The organism is Streptomyces sp. NPDC006134 (assembly GCF_040628835.1).
GTDB lineage: Bacteria > Actinomycetota > Actinomycetes > Streptomycetales > Streptomycetaceae > Streptomyces.
This window is the reverse complement of the sequence record NZ_JBEXTV010000003.1, coordinates 125,067-141,679: the sequence shown is the minus strand read 5'-3', so window position 1 is coordinate 141,679 and position 16,613 is coordinate 125,067. Positions and strand designations below refer to the sequence as shown.

Below are 16,613 nucleotides of genomic sequence, written 5' to 3'. Positions count from 1 at the left end.
CGCATGGCCCGACCGAGGACCTTCGAAGAGGAACGGGCCCTGGACGCGGCGATGCGCACGTTCTGGGAGAAGGGCTACGAGGCCACCTCCACCCAGGACCTGTGTGACGCCACCGGCCTGGGGCGCAGCAGCATCTACAACACCTTCAAGAGCAAGCACGACCTGTTCGAGCGGGCGCTCGCGCACTACCTCGACACCAAGCGGGCGGTGCAGCTGGCCCTCCTGGAGGACGCCGGGCGGCCGGCCGCCGAGCGGGTGCGGGCGCTGCTCGCCATGGTGGTGGAGGGCGAGGCCGAGCACCGGACGGCCACCGGCCGGGCGCTGGGGTGCCTCGGGGTGAACAGCGTCGTCGAACTGGGGGCGCGCGACGCGAAGACGGCGTCGCTGCTGGAACGGGACGCCGCCCTCCGCCTCGCCGCGTACCGGGCGGTGATGGAGGCGGGCCGCAGGGACGGCAGCATCACCTCCGCGCGCGACCCCGGGGCGCTGGCCCGTTTCCTCAACGCGACCGTCGCCGGCCTGCGCGTCTCCAGCCAGGGCGGCGCCGGCCGGTCCGCCCTGGAGGCGATCGCCGACACCGCGATGGACGCGCTGACCTCCTGAGAGGCCCCTCGTCCACGAGGGGCCCTTCTCGCGCCCAAGTTTTGAACTGATCAATCCATAACGAACGACGAAGGAGGCAACCGTGCCCCGAGCCGTGTACGTCCTGGCCCTCGGCATCTTCGCCATGGTGACCAGCGAGTTCGTGGTCGCCGGGCTGATGCCGCAGATGGCGGACGGCCTGAACGCCACCGTCCCGCAGATCGGCTACCTGATCACCGCCTTCGCGGTGGCCATGGCGGCCGGCGGGCCCTTCCTGACCGTCGCCCTGATGAAACTCCCGCCGCGTACGGCGCTGATGGCGCTGTTCGGCATCTTCCTGGCGGGCAACGTCCTCGCCGCCACCGCGACCGGCTACGGCGTGATGATGGCCGCCCGGATCGTCACCGGCGTCGCCTCCCAGGCGTTCTTCGGCATCGGCATCTCCCTGTGCGCCCGGCTCACCCGGCCCGAGGTGCGCGGCCGGGCGATCGCCGTCGCCATGAACGGGCTGATGCTCGGCACGCTGCTGGGCCTGCCCCTGTCCACGCTGGTCGGCGAACGGTACGGGTGGCGCGCGGCGTTCTGGGCGATCTCGGCGCTCGCCCTGGTGGCCGCCGCGGTGACCCTGGCCGGGGTACCGCGCCTGGAAGCGGCCGAAGGCGACGGCGGCTTCCGCGAACAGGCCGCCGTCTTCCGGAACCCGGCGCTGTGGCGCGTCCTGTCCACCAGCACGCTCGTCATCGGCGCCACCTTCGCCGCCTTCAGCTACCTCAACCCGATCCTCACGGAGGTCACCGGCTTCCCGGCCGGAACCGTCCCCGTCCTGCTCATCGCCTACGGCGCCGCCACCGTCGTCGGCAACACCGTGGTCGGCCGCCTCGCCGACCGGTACGCCGTCCCCGTGCTCACCGCCGGCCTGCTGCTGAACGCCGCGTTCCTGGCGGGCTTCGCGCTCCTCGCCGGGCTCCCGGCGCCCGCCGTGGTGTGCGTGCTGGGCATCGGCCTGGTCGGCGTGACCATGAACCCGGCGATGGTCACCCGGGTGCAGCGGACCGGCAACGCCGGCCCGCTGGTGAACACGGTTCACTCCTCCTTCATCACCCTCGGCATCATCCTCAGCTCCTCCCTCGGGGGCCTCGCGATCGACGCCTGGGGGCTGCGGGCGCCGCTCTGGCTCGGCGTCGCCCTGGCCCTGCTGGGCCTGGTCACCCTGGCCCCCGAACTCACCGGCGGGCGATCAGGAAAGCCTGCGGAACCGAGTCCCCGAGCGTCTCGTCCGGTCCCCGCAGCGTCCGGCTGTGAAGGGTGAAACCGGCGTCCTCCAGCAGCCCGGTCACGCGCTCCGGCCGCCGCCGCCGGAAGTCCAGCGCGACCGGGTGGCCGAAGGGGCGGCCGAGGTGCCGGGGCGCGTCGCCGACCTGGAAGGCGAGCAGCAGATGACCGCCGGGAGCCAGGACCCGCCGGAACTCGCGGAACAGACGGGGGAGTTCCTCGTCGGGCGTGTGGATGCTGGAGTACCAGGAGACCACGCCCGCCAGTGACCCGTCCGGCAGGTCCAGCTCCAGCATCGAGCCCTGCACGAACCGCAGGTGCGGGTTCTCGCGGCGGGCGATCGCGAGCATCGACTCCGACAGGTCGAGGCCGAAGACGCGCAGCCCCAGCCCGGCCAGGTGCGCGGTCACCCGGCCGGGCCCGCAGCCCAGGTCGGCGACCTCGGCCCCCGGCCCGGCGAGTGCGGCGAAGGAGGCGAGGACCTCCAGGTCCCGGGGCGCGCCCAGCAGGCCGCGGAAGTGCTCGGCGTAGTCCTCGGCGACGGCGTCGTAGAAGGTGCGGGTGGCGGTGAGGAAGTCGGTGGCGTCGGTCATGGGCGGGGACCCTACCGACCACCACCGACAACAGTCCCCTTCTTTGCTCACTTCCCCTTCTTCACTCCACCCCCACCGCCCGCAGCAGGGCCGCGACGCCCGCCGCGCCCAGGACCACCACCGCGAACGGGGCCCGCCGCCAGGCGAGTACGCCCCCCGCCAGCACCCCGGCCGGACGCGCCCAGCCCGCGAAGCCCCCGCCCTCCGTCAGCGCCCCCGTCGCCAGCAGCGCCACCAGCAGCACCACCGCACCGGCGGACAGCAGCTCCTGCGTCCGCGCCGGGAGGGTGAACCGGCCGTGCAGCGCCGGGCCGGCCAGCCGGAGGGCGTACGTGCCGACCGCCAGGGCCAGGATCACCGCGACCGTCGCGCTCATGCCGCCCGCCCCCCGTCCCGAAGCCCCTCGCGGTCCTTCCTTCCGCGAGTTCCGCGAGTTCCGCCAGTTCCGCCAGTTCCGCGAGAGCCGCGAGATCCGGGGTGGAGGACGAGCCCCGCGAGCGCCAGCAGCACCGGAACCCCCGCCGGGACGAACGGGGTCACCGCCAGCGCCAGCGCGGCGCCGGGCAGGGCCGCCCGGCGCAGGCCCGCGTCCTGGCGCAGGGCGGGCAGCACCAGGGCGACCAGGACGGCGGGGAAGGCGGCGTCCAGGCCGTAGACCGCCGTGTCGCCGAGGGCGCTTCCGGCCAGCGACCCGGCCAGGACGCCCACGTTCCACACGGCGAACAGCGCGAAGCCGGAGAGCCAGAACGCCGCCCGCTGCCGTGCCGGATCCCGCTGGGCGAGCGCGAAGGCCACCGTCTCGTCGGTGACCAGGTGGGCCCCCAGCAGCCGGGCCGGCCAGCTCCGGCCGACGATCTCGGCGACCGCCAGGCCGAAGGCCGCCAGCCGCGTGTTGAGCAGCAGGCCGGTGGCCGCCGCGGCGAGCGGGCCACCCCCGGCGAGCAGCACGCCGACCGCGCTGAACTGGGCCGACCCCGCGTACACCACCAGCGACATCACCACGGGCACCCACACCGGCAGCCCACCGGCGACGGCGATCGCGCCGAACGACACGCCGACGATCCCGCCGGCGAGGCCGACGAGGGCCACGTCCCGGAGGAGTTCCCGGTCACGGACGGGTGAAGGGCTGGGCGGAGGACCGCCGGGTGTTCGCTGTGTCGAACGCATGTTTTCTACGATGGACAGGAAGACCGCTGTTCGTCAAGGCGAACGAATTGACCGATGGAGCGAACGACATGCCGACACCGGACCCCCCTGCCTCCCCGCCGCCCTCCCGCCTCCCTCTGGACTGGCTCGCCGCCTCCCTGCGCCGCGAACGGAACCGGGCCGGGCTGTCCCTGACCGAGCTGGCCAAACGGGCCGGCATCGCCAAGTCCACGCTGTCGCAGCTGGAGGCGGCGGGCGGCAACCCGAGCATCGAGACGGTCTGGGCGCTGGCGGTGGCGCTGGGCGTGCCGTTCAGCGTGCTGGTGGAGCCGCCGGTGCCGACGGTGCAGGTGATCCGGGCCGGAGAGGGGCCGCAGGTCGCCTCGGAGCGGGCCGACTACGTCGGCACGCTGCTCGCCGCCTGCCCGCCCGGCGCCCGGCGGGACATCTACCGCGTCCGGGCCGAGCCGGGGGCGGCGCGTGAATCGGAGTCCCATATTCCGGGAACGGTCGAGCACCTCGTCGTCAGTACGGGGCGGGTGAAGGCGGGGCCGCGCGGCGCGAGCGTGGAGCTGGGCCCCGGGGACTACATGGCCTACCGCGGTGATGTGCCGCACGCCTACGAAGCGCTCGAACCGGGGACGGCGTTCGTGCTGATCATGCAGCACGTATGAGAGGAATTCGCCGGGAATTCACCGGCGGAGCCGCGGGGGGCGAGGGGGAGGAAAAAGGGCAGGAGCCCCGTCGCCGGAAAGGCACGGGGCTCCTTGGGTACTGCTTCTCAGACCGGCGTGACGTTCTCAGCCTGCGGGCCCTTCGGGCCCTGCGTGACGTCGAAGGACACCTGCTGGTTCTCCTCAAGCGACCGGAAGCCGGACGCGTTGATCGCGGAGTAGTGGACGAAGACGTCGGGGCCGCCGCCCTCCTGGGCGATGAAACCAAAGCCCTTTTCGGCGTTGAACCACTTAACGGTTCCGGTAGCCATAAGCCCTCCTTGGGCTCAAAAGGGTTGCCCTGCTCCAGAACCAGCAAGTGTGAAGAGTTGAATTCTGCACAACTGCGTACGTCCAAGAACGACGAGAGCCCGCGGTCACATGCTCCGCAGGCTCTGTACTGCAAGGGAAACCAAACTGCAACTTGCTGTGAGCGTAGCACGCGGGCACCGGAAAGCAATAGAGGTCAAGATCACGTCACCCGAATGTTTGAACGCTTCACCCGGTCGGCCGACAGCGGGGGCGGCGCCGGGCCCGCGGGAGGCGAGGGCTAGCCTCGCGATGTGGACAAATCTCGCACCCGGCCGCGCGTCGGCCACATCCAGTTCCTGAACTGCCTGCCCCTGTACTGGGGGCTCGCGAGAACGGGCACGCTCCTCGACCTCGAGCTGACGAAGGACACCCCGGAGAAGCTCAGCGAGCAGCTGGTGCAGGGAGACCTCGACATCGGGCCGGTGACCCTGGTCGAGTTCCTCAAGCACGCCGACCAGCTCGTCGCCTTCCCCGACATCGCCGTCGGCTGCGACGGTCCGGTGATGTCGTGCGTGATCGTCTCGCAGGTCCCGCTGGAGAAGCTGGACGGTGCCCGGGTCGCCCTCGGGTCGACCTCGCGCACCTCCGTCCGCCTCGCCCAGCTGCTGCTGGAGGAGCGTTTCGGCGTACGGCCCGACTACTACTCCTGCCCGCCCGACCTGGGCCTGATGATGCGGGAGGCCGAGGCGGCCGTCCTGATCGGCGACGCGGCCCTGCGCGCCAACATGATCGACGGCCCGCGGTACGGCCTCGACGTGCACGACCTGGGCGCGCTGTGGAAGGAGTGGACGGGCCTGCCGTTCGTCTTCGCGGTCTGGGCCGCCCGGCGCGACTACGTGGAGCGCGAGCCGGTCGTCGCGCGCAAGGTGCACGAGGCCTTCCTCGCCTCCCGCGACCTCTCCCTGGAGGAGGTCGACAAGGTCGCCGAGCAGGCGGCCCGCTGGGAGGCGTTCGACGAGCGGACCCTCGCCCGGTACTTCACGACCCTGGACTTCCGCTTCGGGGGCCCGCAGCTGGAGGCGGTCACCGAGTTCGCCCGCCGGGTCGGCCCGACGACGGGCTTCCCGGCGGACGTCAGGGTGGAACTGCTCCGGCCCTGAGGGCCGCGGTACGGGCGGGCGCCTCGCCGTCGCCTCGGAACATCCGACGGATCTGCACACCGTTCACTTCGAACTCATGTCTCGGCTGAATCGCAGTCAATGACCGGCCGTCGTGATCGATTTGCCACGAAAGGTCTGCCCGGCGGGCGCGGAGCCGCCCCCGCCGGGGCCGGCGGAGTGCCGGACGATGTGAAGAAAGCCGGGGGTATTCGGTGATGCATTCGTCACGCTGGTGAAATCGGTTACCCGGTGAAGCCGCACGTCGACGCCGGGTGACTGGCCGTCTCTCCTCCGGCGTGCTTTGATCACGGCATGCGGAACGCCGGCGACGAGCCCCGTTCGGGAATCCGAGCAATTCGTAAACCTCGGTGAAATCCGCCGTTATCAATTGTTTTTACGAAGGGAATTGTGCGTCGTGAACATCACTCCTCAGGTTGAGACGGCCGAGATGACCGAGGCGGACCTGGACAACATCGCCGGTGGTCTCTCCGTCGGCGCCTCCGCGGGCGTGTTCGTGGATGTCGCCTCGATCGCCGCCGTCGGTGTCGGCGTCGGTGTCGGCGTCGACGTCGAGGGTGTCTCGGCGGACGTGGCCGCCCGGGTCGCCGCTCTCTGACGAGCCGTACGAGGCCCCGGTCCCCGAGGGACCGGGGCCTCGTCGTCTTTCGGGGTCTTTTCTGCTTTCCGGATTCCGTCTCTCCGGCCTTGTCCCGGGCGCCCGGAAGAACAAGTGGAGGCCGGTGAAAGGGAATTCCGGCGCCGACGGCCGTGGTCGTCTAGGCTCGGCACACCGCGTGCCCCGCCCCAGAGCCCCCTCCCGCCCCGGACCAGCCAGGACACCCGTCATGCCGCGACGCCGTACTCCCCGCTCGTCCCGCTTCCCCCGCTCGTCCCGCTCGACGGGCGCACCGGCCGAAACCGCCGTACGGCCGCCGTCACCATCGCCATCACCTTCACCGCCCCCTTCACCGGCACGTCCCGGCGCGACCGCGTCACGGCAGCGGGATGAGTGACCTGCTGCCGATCGCCGCCGCCGCGCTGTGGGGCGCGGCGGCGGGGGCGCTGCTGCCGCGGGCCGCCTACCGGTTCTCCGTGCCGTCCGGCGAGCCGTGGCGGACGCGGTGCCCGGCCGGTCATCCGATCCGCGGCTGGCTCGGCCCGGCGCGCTGCGGGCCGTGCGCGACAACCGGCGCGCCTCCCGGCTCCGATGCGCCTCCCGGCTCCGATGCGCCTCCCGGCTCCGATGCGCCTCCCGGCTCCGGCGCGCCTCCCGGCTCCGGCGCACCGCCCATCTCGGGTACCGCGCCGTCGTACGGCCCCCGCGCCCCCGCCCTCGCCGCCGTCACCCTCCTCGTCTGCGCCGCTCTCGCCGCCGCCACCGGCACCCGGCCCGAGCTGGCCGTCTGGCTGCTGCTCGCGCCCGTCGGCGTGCTGCTGGCGGTCGTCGACCTGAAGGTGCGGCGGCTGCCCGACCCCCTCACGCTCCCGCTCGCCGCCGCCGCGCTCGTCCTCCTCGGCCCGGCGGCGCTGGCGCCCGAGCACGCCGGACGGTGGACCACCGCCCTGCTGGGCACCCTCGCGCTCGGCGGCGGCTACTTCGTGCTGTTCCTCCTCAACCCCGGCGGCATGGGCTTCGGCGACGTGAAGCTCGCCCTGGGCGCGGGCGCCGTCCTCGGCTGGTACGGCTGGGGGACGCTGATGCTGGGCGCCTCGGCCGGGTTCCTGCTCGGCGCGCTGTACGGCGGGGCGCTGGTCGCCGCGCGGCGGGCCGGACGCGGCACCGCCATCCCGTTCGGGCCGTTCCTGATCGCCGGCGCCTTCCTCGGGGTACTGGCCGGCGCCTACAGCGCCTGAGCCCTCCTGTGCGGGAACAGGCGGAGAAACCTTTCTTCAAGATTAAGACGGACGATAGTATCCGAAGGATTTATTTTCCTGTGGTTGCATATCAGCTCCTGAATGACCCTTGGATTGGATAATTATCCAGGTAACCGTTCACCCGTTTGCCGCGCATCCGGCGCAGTGGGGCTGCGTTAGTGGGGATATGACGAAGGCAGCCAGGGACGGTCTTCTCGGCCTGATCTCCAGCCCGCAGCGCGGGGGCAGGACCGCAGTGCCTGTGGTGACGCTGGGCCCCTACACCTACATTCCCGCCCCGGCGCATTCATCGCGCACTGTCAACGGCACTCTCACCAGGGGCGGTCTCCCCGTCACGCTACAGGTGACCGAGCCTATTCTGCGGCATTTCCTGAAGGTGATGACGGAATTGGAATCGGAGCTCGCCCGGCGATGGGTCGAGGATCAGGGTGAGTCCGGTCTCTCGCCGGCGGAATAGCGGGCCGCGTGTCATGCACCACGGACGAAGCAACCCACGACAAGAGCACTCGGCCAACCATATGAAGACGTCCAACGAGGTGGGCACCGGCCGGCACCGGCGGACCGCCGAAGCGTTCTCGGGACACCTGGTACCGCCGGACTGGAACTGGGACCCCGCCGAAGAGCTGGCCTTCATGCTGCAGGACGCGATGGAGGAGCAGACCCCGGCCTACACGGGCACGGAGACCTCGGTCACCGCCCCCGCGCCGGGCACGCCCCTGGGAAACCTGCAGGAGATCACGGCGGAACTGCCGCCCCTGAAGGACTCCCCGAAGGGGCACCGGAAGGCACGCGAGCAGAGAAGGCTGAGCGGCCGCCGGGCGGTCAGCCACCTCCTCGCCGCCTCGGTGGCGGCCATCGCCTGCACCGTCAGCATCTTCGGCGGGATGATGTCGTACGACTCCCTGCTGCAGTCCGCCGCGTCGCGCACTCAGAGCAGCATGGTGTCCTGGTGGCCCTTCCTGGTCTACGGGCCCTGGATGGTCGCCTCGCTCTCCGTGCTGCGCGCCGCGCTGCACCAGCGCCGCGCGGTCCACTCCTGGAGCGTCGTGCTCTTCTTCTCGTGCATGGCGATGCTCCTGTGTCTGGCGCAGCTGCCCATGACGATCGTCGACGCCGCGACGGCGACGCTGCCGGCGCTCGCCTCCCTGGCCTGCTTCCAGCAGCTCGTACGCCAGATCACCCTGACCCGCCCGCCCCGGCGCGGGATTCCCCGCCACCGCCTGCGGCCCGCTCCGGCCCAGACTCCGGCCGCCGACGAGCCGGCCCGCGCGGCGGTCCGCGAGAGCGCCTCACCGCCCCACTCACCGCCCCACGAGAACGCCGCACTGCCCAGGCAGCGCACGGGCGCCGTGGTCCGCGGCGGGTGACGAAGGGGCCCGGACACAGGGCTTGACGGCGCCTGACGTCGGCCGTGGAAAACGGCTGGCGTACGCTGGTCCGGTCCGTCCACAACCCTTACGAAAGGGACGCCCGGTGACCGAGAAGGCAGACCTCCAGCCCATCCTCGACCGTGCTGCCGCCGGTGGGCGGATCACCCCCGACGAGGCGCTCGCGCTGTACCGCGACGCCCCGCTGCACGCACTCGGCGCCGCCGCCGACGCCGTACGCCGCCGCAGGTACGCGGGCACCGAGCACATCGCGACGTACATCATCGAGCGCAACATCAACTACACCAACGTGTGCGTCACGGCGTGCAAGTTCTGCGCCTTCTACGCCCCGCCCAAGAGCGACAAGGGCTGGACCCGCGACCTGGACGACATCCTGCGCCGCTGCGCGGAGACCGTCGAGCTCGGCGGTACGCAGATCATGTTCCAGGGCGGCCACCACCCCGACTTCGGCGTCGAGTACTACGAGGAGCACTTCTCCGCCATCAAGAAGGAGTTCCCGCAGCTCGTCATCCACAGCCTGGGGGCGAGCGAGGTCGAGCACATGGCCCGGATCTCCGGCGTGAGCGTGGAGGAGGCCATCACCCGCATCCGCGACGCGGGGCTGGACTCCTTCGCCGGGGCCGGCGCGGAGCTGCTGCCCGAGCGCCCGCGCAAGGCCATCGCGCCGCTGAAGGAGTCCGGCGAGCGCTGGCTGGAGATCATGGAGACCGCGCACCGGCTGGGCGTGGAGTCCACGTCGACGATGCTGATGGGCACCGGCGAGACCAACGCCGAGCGCATCGAGCACCTGCGGATGATCCGCGACGTGCAGGACCGCACCGGCGGCTTCCGCGCTTTCATCCCGTACACCTACCAGCCCGAGAACAACCATCTGAAGGGCCGCACCCAGGCGACCATCTTCGAGTACCTGCGGATGATCGCCATCGCCCGCCTGTTCCTCGACAACGTGGCCCACATCCAGGGCTCCTGGCTGACCACGGGCAAGGAGATCGGCCAGCTCTCCCTGCACTACGGCGCCGACGACCTCGGCTCGATCATGCTGGAGGAGAACGTCGTCTCCTCGGCCGGTGCCAGGCACCGCTCCAACCGGCTGGAGATCATCGACCTGATCCGCAAGGCGGGCCGCGTCCCGGCCCAGCGGTCGACGACGTACGAGCACCTCGTCGTCCACGACGACCCGGCGAACGACCCCGTCGACGACCGGGTGGTCTCCCACATCTCCTCCACGGCGATCGAGGGCGGCACCGCGCACCCCGAGCTGAAGCTGCTCACCTCCAACTGATCCGCCCGTGCTCACCCTTCACGCGGACGCGCGGGGCCGGGCGCTGGCCGTCGAGGGCGCCTGGATCGTCGCGGCCGGCCCGCTGGACGAACTCGCCGCCGCCCGCCCGGGAGCCCGGCTGCGCCGGTGGCCCGGCATCCTCACCCCCGGACTCGTCAACCCGTACGGGAACGAGCTGCTGGAGGAGGCCTACCACCCCGACCCGCGCGAGGCCGGTGAGCTCGGCACCGAGCCGCTGACCGGGGAGGCGCTCGCCGCCCTGGCGCTCGACGAGACCCGCCGGGGCGCGAGCGCCCGGCGCGGGGTGCAGCGCATGCTGGCGCACGGCACGGTGGCGGTGGCCTGCGAGGAACTGCGCAGCCGCGCGGTACGGGACGCCGTGCACCGCTCCGGCATCGCGGTGGTGGGCCGGACCGGGCGCCCCGGCGGGACGCCCTCGCTCGACCCGTACGCCTGTGGCCTGCCGGTGACGTTCGCGCCCCCCAGGGAGCGCGGCTCCGCGGCCCGGTTCGCCGTCTTCGACGTCCCCGACGAGGCGGCGCTCGCCGCACGCGGGGCCGCGGCCTGCGTGGCGACCGTCGTCGAGGGGCGTCTGGTGTACCGGCGCCGCTGAACGCCCGGGGCCGCGACGGCCGGATGCGGTGGCGACGCGCGGGCCGGGCAGGCCCGGTGCCGCCCGGCCGGATACGGCACGTACGGCCCCGGCGCCGCCCCGCCCGCGCAGACCCTGCGGCCGGCGGGCTCCGCGGCGCCGCCGGACGTGGGCCGAGGCGCGGCCGGACGCCGCCGGGCCCGCCCGGGGCACAGGACGCGCGGCGCGGCGCAAGCCGAGGCTGCTGCCGTGCCGCCGTACCCCTTGCTGCCACAATGGGCCCGTGACCCGCGCCTCCCTGGACAAGCAGCCGCACGAAGTCGCCTCGATGTTCGACGACGTGGCGGAACGGTACGACCTGACCAACGACGTGCTCTCGCTGGGCCAGGCCCGGCTGTGGCGCAGGGAGGTCGCCCGGGCCGTCGACGCCCGCCCGGCGCAGAAGGTGCTGGACCTGGCCGCCGGCACGGCCACCTCCTCCCTCCCCTTCGCCCGCACCGGCGCCTACGTCGTCCCCTGCGACTTCTCCCTCGGCATGCTGCGGGTCGGCAAGCAGCGGCACGCCTGGCTGCCGTTCACCGCCGGCGACGCCACGCGGCTGCCGTTCAAGGACGACACCTTCGACGCGGTGACGATCTCCTTCGGGCTGCGCAACGTGCACGACACGGACGCCGCCCTGCGCGAGCTGCACCGGGTGACGCGGCCCGGCGGACGCGTCGTCATCTGCGAGTTCTCGCATCCGACGTGGGCGCCGTTCCGCACCGTCTACACCGAGTACCTGATGCGCGCCCTGCCGCCGGTCGCCCGCGCCGTCTCCTCCAGCCCGGACGCCTACGTCTACCTCGCCGAGTCCATCCGCGCCTGGCCCGACCAGCCCGCCCTCGCCGCGCGCCTGCGCGACGCCGGCTGGACGAAGGTGGCCTGGCGCAACCTCACCGGCGGGGTCGTGGCGCTGCACCGGGGGTTCAAGGCGGGCTGAGGCCCCGCAGGGATCCTCCGGCCCCTCTTTCCCGGGTGCCGGGCGCACGGACGCCCCCGGCGGTACGGCGGCGCGACCTGCCGCCGTACCGTCCGGAAGCGCCGGGGCACCCGCCGTCACAGGGTGAGGCGGTAGCAGTGCCCCTCCCGCCGGGACTCCGGCGTCGTGTAGACCTCCGCGAGGCGCATGCCCAGTCGCCGCGTGACCGCGACGGAGCGGGTGTTGCGGGCGTCGACCATGGCCACCACGCCCGGCACGCCCGCCGCGCGCACCCGCCGCAGCGTCTCCCGGGCCGCCGCCGTGACGTACCCCTTGCCCCAGTGCTCCCGCCCCAGCCGCCAGCCGATCTCGATCTCGCCCTTCGGGCCCCACTCCCGCGGCCAGGGCTGGGCGCCCGTGAAGCCGACGACGTCCCCGGCCTCGTCGAGCACGGTCCACAGGCAGAAGCCGTACTCGGCGTCGTGCCGGCGCTGGCGGGCGGTCAGCTCCTCGTAGACGGACAACTCGGCGGACCTGCCGCCGTGGAACTCCATGACGTCCGGGTGGTCGAACACCCGGTGCCAGGCGAGGGCGTCCTCGTGGGTGGGGACACGCAGCCGTACCACGGGGAGAGTTCGGTTCACGGGGCAGCCCTTCAGCCGGTGATCGGTGACGCTGAATAGACTGCCCATGTCCTGTGCCGGTCGGCACGCAGATTTCGAGCCTGGGGAGATCCCGCCGTGACCGAGCCCCTCTCCGACAACACCGCCGATGTGATCGTCGTGGGCGCGGGGCCAGCCGGCTCCACGACCGCGTACCACCTGGCCAGGGCAGGGCTCGACGTGCTGCTGCTGGAGAAGACCGCGTTCCCGCGCGAGAAGGTCTGCGGCGACGGGCTCACCCCGCGCGCCGTCAAGCAGCTCGTGGCCATGGGCATCGACATCTCCGAGGAGGCCGGCTGGCTGCGCAACAAGGGCCTGCGCATCATCGGCGGCGGCGTCCGCCTCCAGCTCGACTGGCCGGATCTCGCCTCCTTCCCCGACTACGGCCTCGTCCGCAAGCGCGACGACTTCGACGAGCAGCTCGCCCGGCAGGCGCAGAAGGCGGGCGCCCGCCTCCACGAGCGCTGCAACGTGAGCGCGCCGATCGTCGACGACCGCACCGGCCGCATCACCGGCGTGCGCGCCAAGCTGGGGGAGGAGAAGCGGGAGGTCGCCTTCCACGCGCCGCTGGTCGTCGCCGCCGACGGCAACTCCACCCGCCTGTCCCTGGCGATGGGCCTGCACCGCCGCGAGGACCGCCCGATGGGCGTCGCGGTCCGCACGTACTTCACCTCCCCGCGCCACGACGACGACTACCTGGAGTCCTGGCTGGAACTGTGGGACCGCCGCGGCCCCCAGGACCGCCTGCTGCCCGGCTACGGCTGGATCTTCGGCATGGGCGACGGCACCTCCAACGTCGGCCTCGGCGTCCTGAACACCTCCGACTCCTTCAAGGAGCTCGACTGGCGCGAGGTCCTCAAGGCATGGTGCGCCTCCATGCCCGAGGACTGGGGCTACACGCCGGAGAACATGACCGGCCCGATCCGCGGCGCGGCCCTCCCCATGGCCTTCAACCGCCAGCCGCACTACACGCGCGGGCTGCTCCTGGTCGGCGACGCCGGCGGTCTGGTGAACCCCTTCAACGGCGAGGGCATCGCCTACGCCATGGAGTCCGGCCAGATCGCCGCCGACGTCATCGTCCAGGCCCACGCCCGCCCGACGCCGGACGGGCGCGAGAAGGCCCTCCAGCGCTACCCGCGCGTCCTGAAGGACACCTACGGCGGCTACTACACGCTCGGCCGCGCCTTCGTGAAGCTCATCGGCAACCCGAAGGTCATGCAGATCGCGGCCCAGCGCGGCCTCACCCACCCGCTGCTGATGAAGTTCACGCTCAAGCTCCTCGCCAACCTGACCGACCCGACCGGCGGCGACGCGATGGACCGCATCATCAACGGCCTGAGCAAGGTGGCGCCGAAGGCGTGACCCCTACGCGGTGAGCCGCGCGGCTCTGGCGGCCCGGCGCGCCAGGACCTCCTCGCGCCGGTCCGCCGACTGCCGCAGCGCCGCCTTGCGCTCCCGCGTGGGGAGCCGGTCCAGACACAGGTGCCCGTTCACGTGGTCGGTCTCGTGGGCCAGGCAGCGGGCGAAGCAGCCCGTGCCCTCGACGACGAGCGGGGCGCCGTCCTTGTCGAGGCCCCGCACCACCGCCCGGTCCGGACGCGGCACGTCCATCACGGCGCCCGGCACCGACAGACACCCCTCGCCCTCGTCCAGCAGCCGCCGCCCGGCCGGGCCGAGCGGCTCCAGCACCGGGTTGACGATGTGCCCGGCATGCCGGGCACCGTCGTCGTCCAGGCAGTCGTAGACGAACACGTCGTCCAGGCAGTCGTAGACGAACAGGCGCAGGCCGACGCCGACCTGGTTGGCCGCCAGTCCCGCTCCTTCGGCCACGTACATCGTGAGGAACATGTCGTCGACGAGCGCGGCGAGGTCGGGCCCGAACTCGGTGACGTCCCGGCACGGCTTGTGCAGCACCTCCTCGCCGACCTCGGTGACGCGCCGGACCGTCCCGTGCCGGGACTCGGGCGCGAGCGGGGGGTAGGAGGCGACGGGCCGCCCCTGTACGAAGACGCTCGGCATGGCGTTCTCTCCTTCGGCTCATGGCTCGTGGACTGGGCCGGCGGAGCACCGGCCCGCGCCGAGCATGCCAGGAACGCCCGAAGGGCCGCCGTCCTCGGTGGACAACGGCCCTTCGCCGGAGGTGTGCCCGCGCTCGCGTCGGAGCGGGTGCGGTCAGAGCACGCGCACCGCGCCGCTCGGCGGGTCGTACGACAGCGGCTTCAGGACGACGCCGGTGGACGGGTTCTGCGCGCCGACGAACATGCCGTCGCCGACGTACACGCCCACGTGGTAGGCGCTGCCCGCGCCGCCCCAGTAGAGGATGTCGCCCGGCTGGAGGCTGCCCAGCGACACCTGCGTGCCGGCGGTCGACTGGGCCTGCGAGACGCGCGGCAGGTCGATGCCGACCTGGCGGAAGGCGGCCTGCACGAGGCCGGAGCAGTCCCAGGAGTTGGGGCCGGTGCCGCCGGAGACGTAGGCGTCGCCGACCTGCGCCCGCACGAAGGAGACGACCGCGGCGGCCGAACCGGTGGCGGTGGAGGTGCTCACGCTCGCGCCGGCGCTCACGGAGCCGGAACCGGAGGAGCCGGACCCGGAGGAGACCTCCACGGAGGCGCTGAGCGTGGCCCGCTGGGCATCGCGCGCGGCGCGCTCGGCACGCTCGGCGGCGGCCTTGCGGGCGGCCTCCTCGGCCTTCTTCTTCTCCTCCTCCGCCTTCTTCTTGGCCTCGGCCAGGTCCGCCTTGGCCTCCTTGGCGGCCTGGGCGGCGGCCGCGTCACGCTCGGCCTGCAGCTCGTAGTTCGCGGCGGCCTGCTGGGTGACGTCCGCGGACTGCGCGACCTGGGCGGCCAGGTCGGCCGTCAGGGTGGGCAGCTCGAGGGTCTGCGTCACCGGCTCGGCCGCGTTGGCCGAACCGGACGCCCCGGTCACTGCCAGGGTGCCGAGAACGCCACCGGCAACTCCGGCCCGCATGGCGATTTTCGACGCGCTGCGACGGGGCTTCCGGTGGCTGCGTATGTGAGCGGTGTGGGACATGAGTACAAGCGGTACCAGGGCCTCCTTCATCCCTTCAAGAAACGTGTTGTCCGCCACAGTTGCCCGCCCGGGCCCTCGAATCCCGGGCGTGTCGCCCTTTATTGACGCCGTAACGGACATTGCGGACGCGATGTAACCCCCCTGTGATCACGGACTTTCGTCGATACGCCCGAATTGCCCTCCGCTTACCACTGGTTGGGGTGGATGGCCAAGCCCGGTTCTCAGGGGACTCTCATGAATGTGGCGGAGGTCACGGAACGGTTACCGCGGCGACCGCGTCCGGTGCGCGCGCGCCCGCCGGGAGGAGTTCGTGAACGCGTGCACGCGCCCGCGGGGCGTCCGGCGCCCCCTCCGGTGCGTGGGCGCGCCCTCTATCAAGAGATCGACTCCAATGCCAATTTGCATGCAGGGGAAGATTCTTGATAGTGAGACGACCTTCCTGACCAGCGATGACAAGCGGATATGTCACATATCGTGACCGCTCGGATGCTTCCTGTGTGAAGATCGCCGCTCATCCGACTTCATGATCCTTCGTCAGGTGGTGGAGATCACAAAGCTCGTGCGATACCCCGTGTCGCAGATCACAGAGCGGCGGGCATAAGATGCGAGGCAGTTGGGCTTGTGACCTGCTTCACATGTTCGCGATCTTCGCCGGGACGAGCGGGGCTCGTGGGACTGCTGGGGCGGCTGTGAGCCCGGCACAGAACCGCCACCAGTCAGTGCCGACTGAGAGGAGCGAGGAGCGGTGAACGCGTATGCGCCCATCCTCGTACTGGGAGCCCTCGGGGCAGGCTTTGCGATCTTCTCCGTGGTGATGGCCACGCTGATCGGTCCGAAGCGGTACAACCGGGCCAAGCTCGAGGCCTACGAGTGCGGCATCGAGCCGACCCCCACGCCGGCCGGCGGCGGGCGCTTCCCCATCAAGTACTACCTGACGGCGATGCTCTTCATCGTCTTCGACATCGAGATCGTCTTCCTCTACCCCTGGGCCGTCAGCTTCGACGCCCTGGGGCTTTTCGGGCTCGTGGAGATGCTGCTCTTCGTGCTCACCGTCTTCGTCGCGTACGCGTACGTATGGCGGCGCGGCGGCCTGGAATGGGACTGA

Annotated in this window: 20 protein-coding genes; 13 read left to right on the top strand and 7 right to left on the bottom strand. The window is 71.9% G+C overall.

The genetic code is table 11. The features are described 5' to 3' along the window. The first annotated feature begins 3 nt into the window (after window positions 1–3). Both ABZ340_RS03205 and ABZ340_RS03200 read left to right on the top strand, forming a co-directional pair. Window positions 4–603 (top strand): helix-turn-helix domain-containing protein, encoded by a 600-nt coding sequence (locus tag ABZ340_RS03205; protein ID WP_358780008.1) that lies wholly within the window; start codon window positions 4–6, stop codon window positions 601–603. Between the two features lie 82 nt (window positions 604–685). After that, window positions 686–1,891: an MFS transporter gene (locus ABZ340_RS03200; RefSeq protein WP_358780007.1), complete on the top strand. Its 1,206-nt coding sequence runs from the start codon at window positions 686–688 to the stop codon at window positions 1,889–1,891. Here ABZ340_RS03200 and ABZ340_RS03195 read toward each other — a convergent pair. The 3 genes from ABZ340_RS03195 to ABZ340_RS03185 form a co-directional block, all read right to left on the bottom strand. Next, window positions 1,806–2,447 (bottom strand): class I SAM-dependent methyltransferase, encoded by a 642-nt coding sequence (locus tag ABZ340_RS03195; protein ID WP_358780006.1) that lies wholly within the window; start codon window positions 2,445–2,447, stop codon window positions 1,806–1,808. The genes ABZ340_RS03200 and ABZ340_RS03195 overlap by 86 nt on opposite strands. A 61-nt stretch (window positions 2,448–2,508) precedes the next feature. Next, complete coding sequence (locus tag ABZ340_RS03190) at window positions 2,509–2,823, bottom strand: AzlD domain-containing protein (protein WP_358780005.1); 315 nt, start codon at window positions 2,821–2,823, stop codon at window positions 2,509–2,511. Next, window positions 2,820–3,614 carry an AzlC family ABC transporter permease gene (locus tag ABZ340_RS03185; protein WP_358780004.1) on the bottom strand — a complete coding sequence of 265 codons (795 nt, stop codon included), beginning with the start codon at window positions 3,612–3,614 and terminating at the stop codon, window positions 2,820–2,822. The genes ABZ340_RS03190 and ABZ340_RS03185 overlap by 4 nt, the downstream gene beginning before the upstream one ends. A 68-nt stretch (window positions 3,615–3,682) precedes the next feature. Here ABZ340_RS03185 and ABZ340_RS03180 point away from each other — a divergent pair, with 68 nt between their 5' ends. Further along, on the top strand, window positions 3,683–4,267 hold the full coding sequence (locus ABZ340_RS03180; RefSeq protein WP_358780003.1) for a helix-turn-helix domain-containing protein: 585 nt from the start codon (window positions 3,683–3,685) through the stop codon (window positions 4,265–4,267). Between the two features lie 107 nt (window positions 4,268–4,374). Here the strand turns inward: ABZ340_RS03180 and ABZ340_RS03175 are convergent, their stop codons facing one another. Then, window positions 4,375–4,578, bottom strand: coding sequence for a cold-shock protein (locus ABZ340_RS03175; protein ID WP_003992177.1), 204 nt, complete (start codon window positions 4,576–4,578; stop codon window positions 4,375–4,377). 291 nt (window positions 4,579–4,869) lie between these two features. Here ABZ340_RS03175 and ABZ340_RS03170 point away from each other — a divergent pair, with 291 nt between their 5' ends. From ABZ340_RS03170 to ABZ340_RS03135, 8 genes are all read left to right on the top strand, one after another. Then, window positions 4,870–5,718 (top strand): menaquinone biosynthesis protein, encoded by an 849-nt coding sequence (locus ABZ340_RS03170; RefSeq protein ID WP_358780002.1) that lies wholly within the window; start codon window positions 4,870–4,872, stop codon window positions 5,716–5,718. A 415-nt stretch (window positions 5,719–6,133) separates the two neighbouring features. After that, window positions 6,134–6,334, top strand: a complete 201-nt coding sequence (locus ABZ340_RS03165; RefSeq protein ID WP_358780001.1) for a hypothetical protein — start codon at window positions 6,134–6,136, stop codon at window positions 6,332–6,334. A 389-nt stretch (window positions 6,335–6,723) separates the two neighbouring features. Beyond that, window positions 6,724–7,572: a prepilin peptidase gene (locus tag ABZ340_RS03160; protein ID WP_358780000.1), complete on the top strand. Its 849-nt coding sequence runs from the start codon at window positions 6,724–6,726 to the stop codon at window positions 7,570–7,572. A 187-nt stretch (window positions 7,573–7,759) separates the two neighbouring features. Further along, entirely contained in the window at window positions 7,760–8,050 is a 291-nt protein-coding gene (locus ABZ340_RS03155) for a hypothetical protein (RefSeq protein WP_358779999.1), read from the top strand. 61 nt (window positions 8,051–8,111) lie between these two features. Continuing rightward, window positions 8,112–8,960, top strand: a complete 849-nt coding sequence (locus tag ABZ340_RS03150; RefSeq protein WP_358779998.1) for a DUF2637 domain-containing protein — start codon at window positions 8,112–8,114, stop codon at window positions 8,958–8,960. A gap of 106 nt (window positions 8,961–9,066) precedes the next feature. Then, window positions 9,067–10,263 carry a cyclic dehypoxanthinyl futalosine synthase gene (gene mqnC / locus ABZ340_RS03145; RefSeq protein WP_358779997.1) on the top strand — a complete coding sequence of 399 codons (1,197 nt, stop codon included), beginning with the start codon at window positions 9,067–9,069 and terminating at the stop codon, window positions 10,261–10,263. A gap of 7 nt (window positions 10,264–10,270) precedes the next feature. Then, window positions 10,271–10,876, top strand: coding sequence for a hypothetical protein (locus ABZ340_RS03140; RefSeq protein ID WP_358779996.1), 606 nt, complete (start codon window positions 10,271–10,273; stop codon window positions 10,874–10,876). Between the two features lie 262 nt (window positions 10,877–11,138). After that, window positions 11,139–11,834 carry a demethylmenaquinone methyltransferase gene (locus tag ABZ340_RS03135; protein WP_358779995.1) on the top strand — a complete coding sequence of 232 codons (696 nt, stop codon included), beginning with the start codon at window positions 11,139–11,141 and terminating at the stop codon, window positions 11,832–11,834. Between the two features lie 116 nt (window positions 11,835–11,950). On the opposite strand, the gene ABZ340_RS03130 is transcribed toward ABZ340_RS03135, so the two are convergent. After that, window positions 11,951–12,457: a GNAT family N-acetyltransferase gene (locus tag ABZ340_RS03130; RefSeq protein ID WP_358779994.1), complete on the bottom strand. Its 507-nt coding sequence runs from the start codon at window positions 12,455–12,457 to the stop codon at window positions 11,951–11,953. A gap of 96 nt (window positions 12,458–12,553) precedes the next feature. On the opposite strand from ABZ340_RS03130, the gene ABZ340_RS03125 reads away from it, so the two are divergent. Beyond that, on the top strand, window positions 12,554–13,837 hold the full coding sequence (locus ABZ340_RS03125; RefSeq protein WP_358779993.1) for a geranylgeranyl reductase family protein: 1,284 nt from the start codon (window positions 12,554–12,556) through the stop codon (window positions 13,835–13,837). 3 nt (window positions 13,838–13,840) lie between these two features. On the opposite strand, the gene ABZ340_RS03120 is transcribed toward ABZ340_RS03125, so the two are convergent. After that, window positions 13,841–14,494 (bottom strand): peptide deformylase, encoded by a 654-nt coding sequence (locus ABZ340_RS03120; RefSeq protein ID WP_358779992.1) that lies wholly within the window; start codon window positions 14,492–14,494, stop codon window positions 13,841–13,843. Between the two features lie 153 nt (window positions 14,495–14,647). Continuing rightward, a complete protein-coding gene (locus ABZ340_RS03115) occupies window positions 14,648–15,508 on the bottom strand; it encodes a C40 family peptidase (RefSeq protein WP_358779991.1) in 861 nt (286 codons plus the stop codon). A 745-nt stretch (window positions 15,509–16,253) separates the two neighbouring features. Here ABZ340_RS03115 and ABZ340_RS03110 point away from each other — a divergent pair. Further along, the gene (locus ABZ340_RS03110; protein WP_003956195.1) at window positions 16,254–16,613 is read left to right on the top strand and encodes an NADH-quinone oxidoreductase subunit A; all 360 of its coding nucleotides are present in this window, start codon (window positions 16,254–16,256) and stop codon (window positions 16,611–16,613) included.

Coding starts and splice junctions, on each gene's coding strand:
- ABZ340_RS03205 (WP_358780008.1), top strand. CDS start 4: ATGGCCCGACCGAGGACCTTCGAAGAGGAACGGGCCCTGGACGCGGCG.
- ABZ340_RS03195 (WP_358780006.1), bottom strand. CDS start 2,447: ATGACCGACGCCACCGACTTCCTCACCGCCACCCGCACCTTCTACGAC.
- ABZ340_RS03190 (WP_358780005.1), bottom strand. CDS start 2,823: ATGAGCGCGACGGTCGCGGTGATCCTGGCCCTGGCGGTCGGCACGTAC.
- ABZ340_RS03185 (WP_358780004.1), bottom strand. CDS start 3,614: ATGCGTTCGACACAGCGAACACCCGGCGGTCCTCCGCCCAGCCCTTCA.
- ABZ340_RS03180 (WP_358780003.1), top strand. CDS start 3,683: ATGCCGACACCGGACCCCCCTGCCTCCCCGCCGCCCTCCCGCCTCCCT.
- ABZ340_RS03175 (WP_003992177.1), bottom strand. CDS start 4,578: ATGGCTACCGGAACCGTTAAGTGGTTCAACGCCGAAAAGGGCTTTGGT.
- ABZ340_RS03160 (WP_358780000.1), top strand. CDS start 6,724: ATGAGTGACCTGCTGCCGATCGCCGCCGCCGCGCTGTGGGGCGCGGCG.
- ABZ340_RS03155 (WP_358779999.1), top strand. CDS start 7,760: ATGACGAAGGCAGCCAGGGACGGTCTTCTCGGCCTGATCTCCAGCCCG.
- ABZ340_RS03150 (WP_358779998.1), top strand. CDS start 8,112: ATGAAGACGTCCAACGAGGTGGGCACCGGCCGGCACCGGCGGACCGCC.
- ABZ340_RS03120 (WP_358779992.1), bottom strand. CDS start 14,494: ATGCCGAGCGTCTTCGTACAGGGGCGGCCCGTCGCCTCCTACCCCCCG.
- ABZ340_RS03115 (WP_358779991.1), bottom strand. CDS start 15,508: ATGTCCCACACCGCTCACATACGCAGCCACCGGAAGCCCCGTCGCAGC.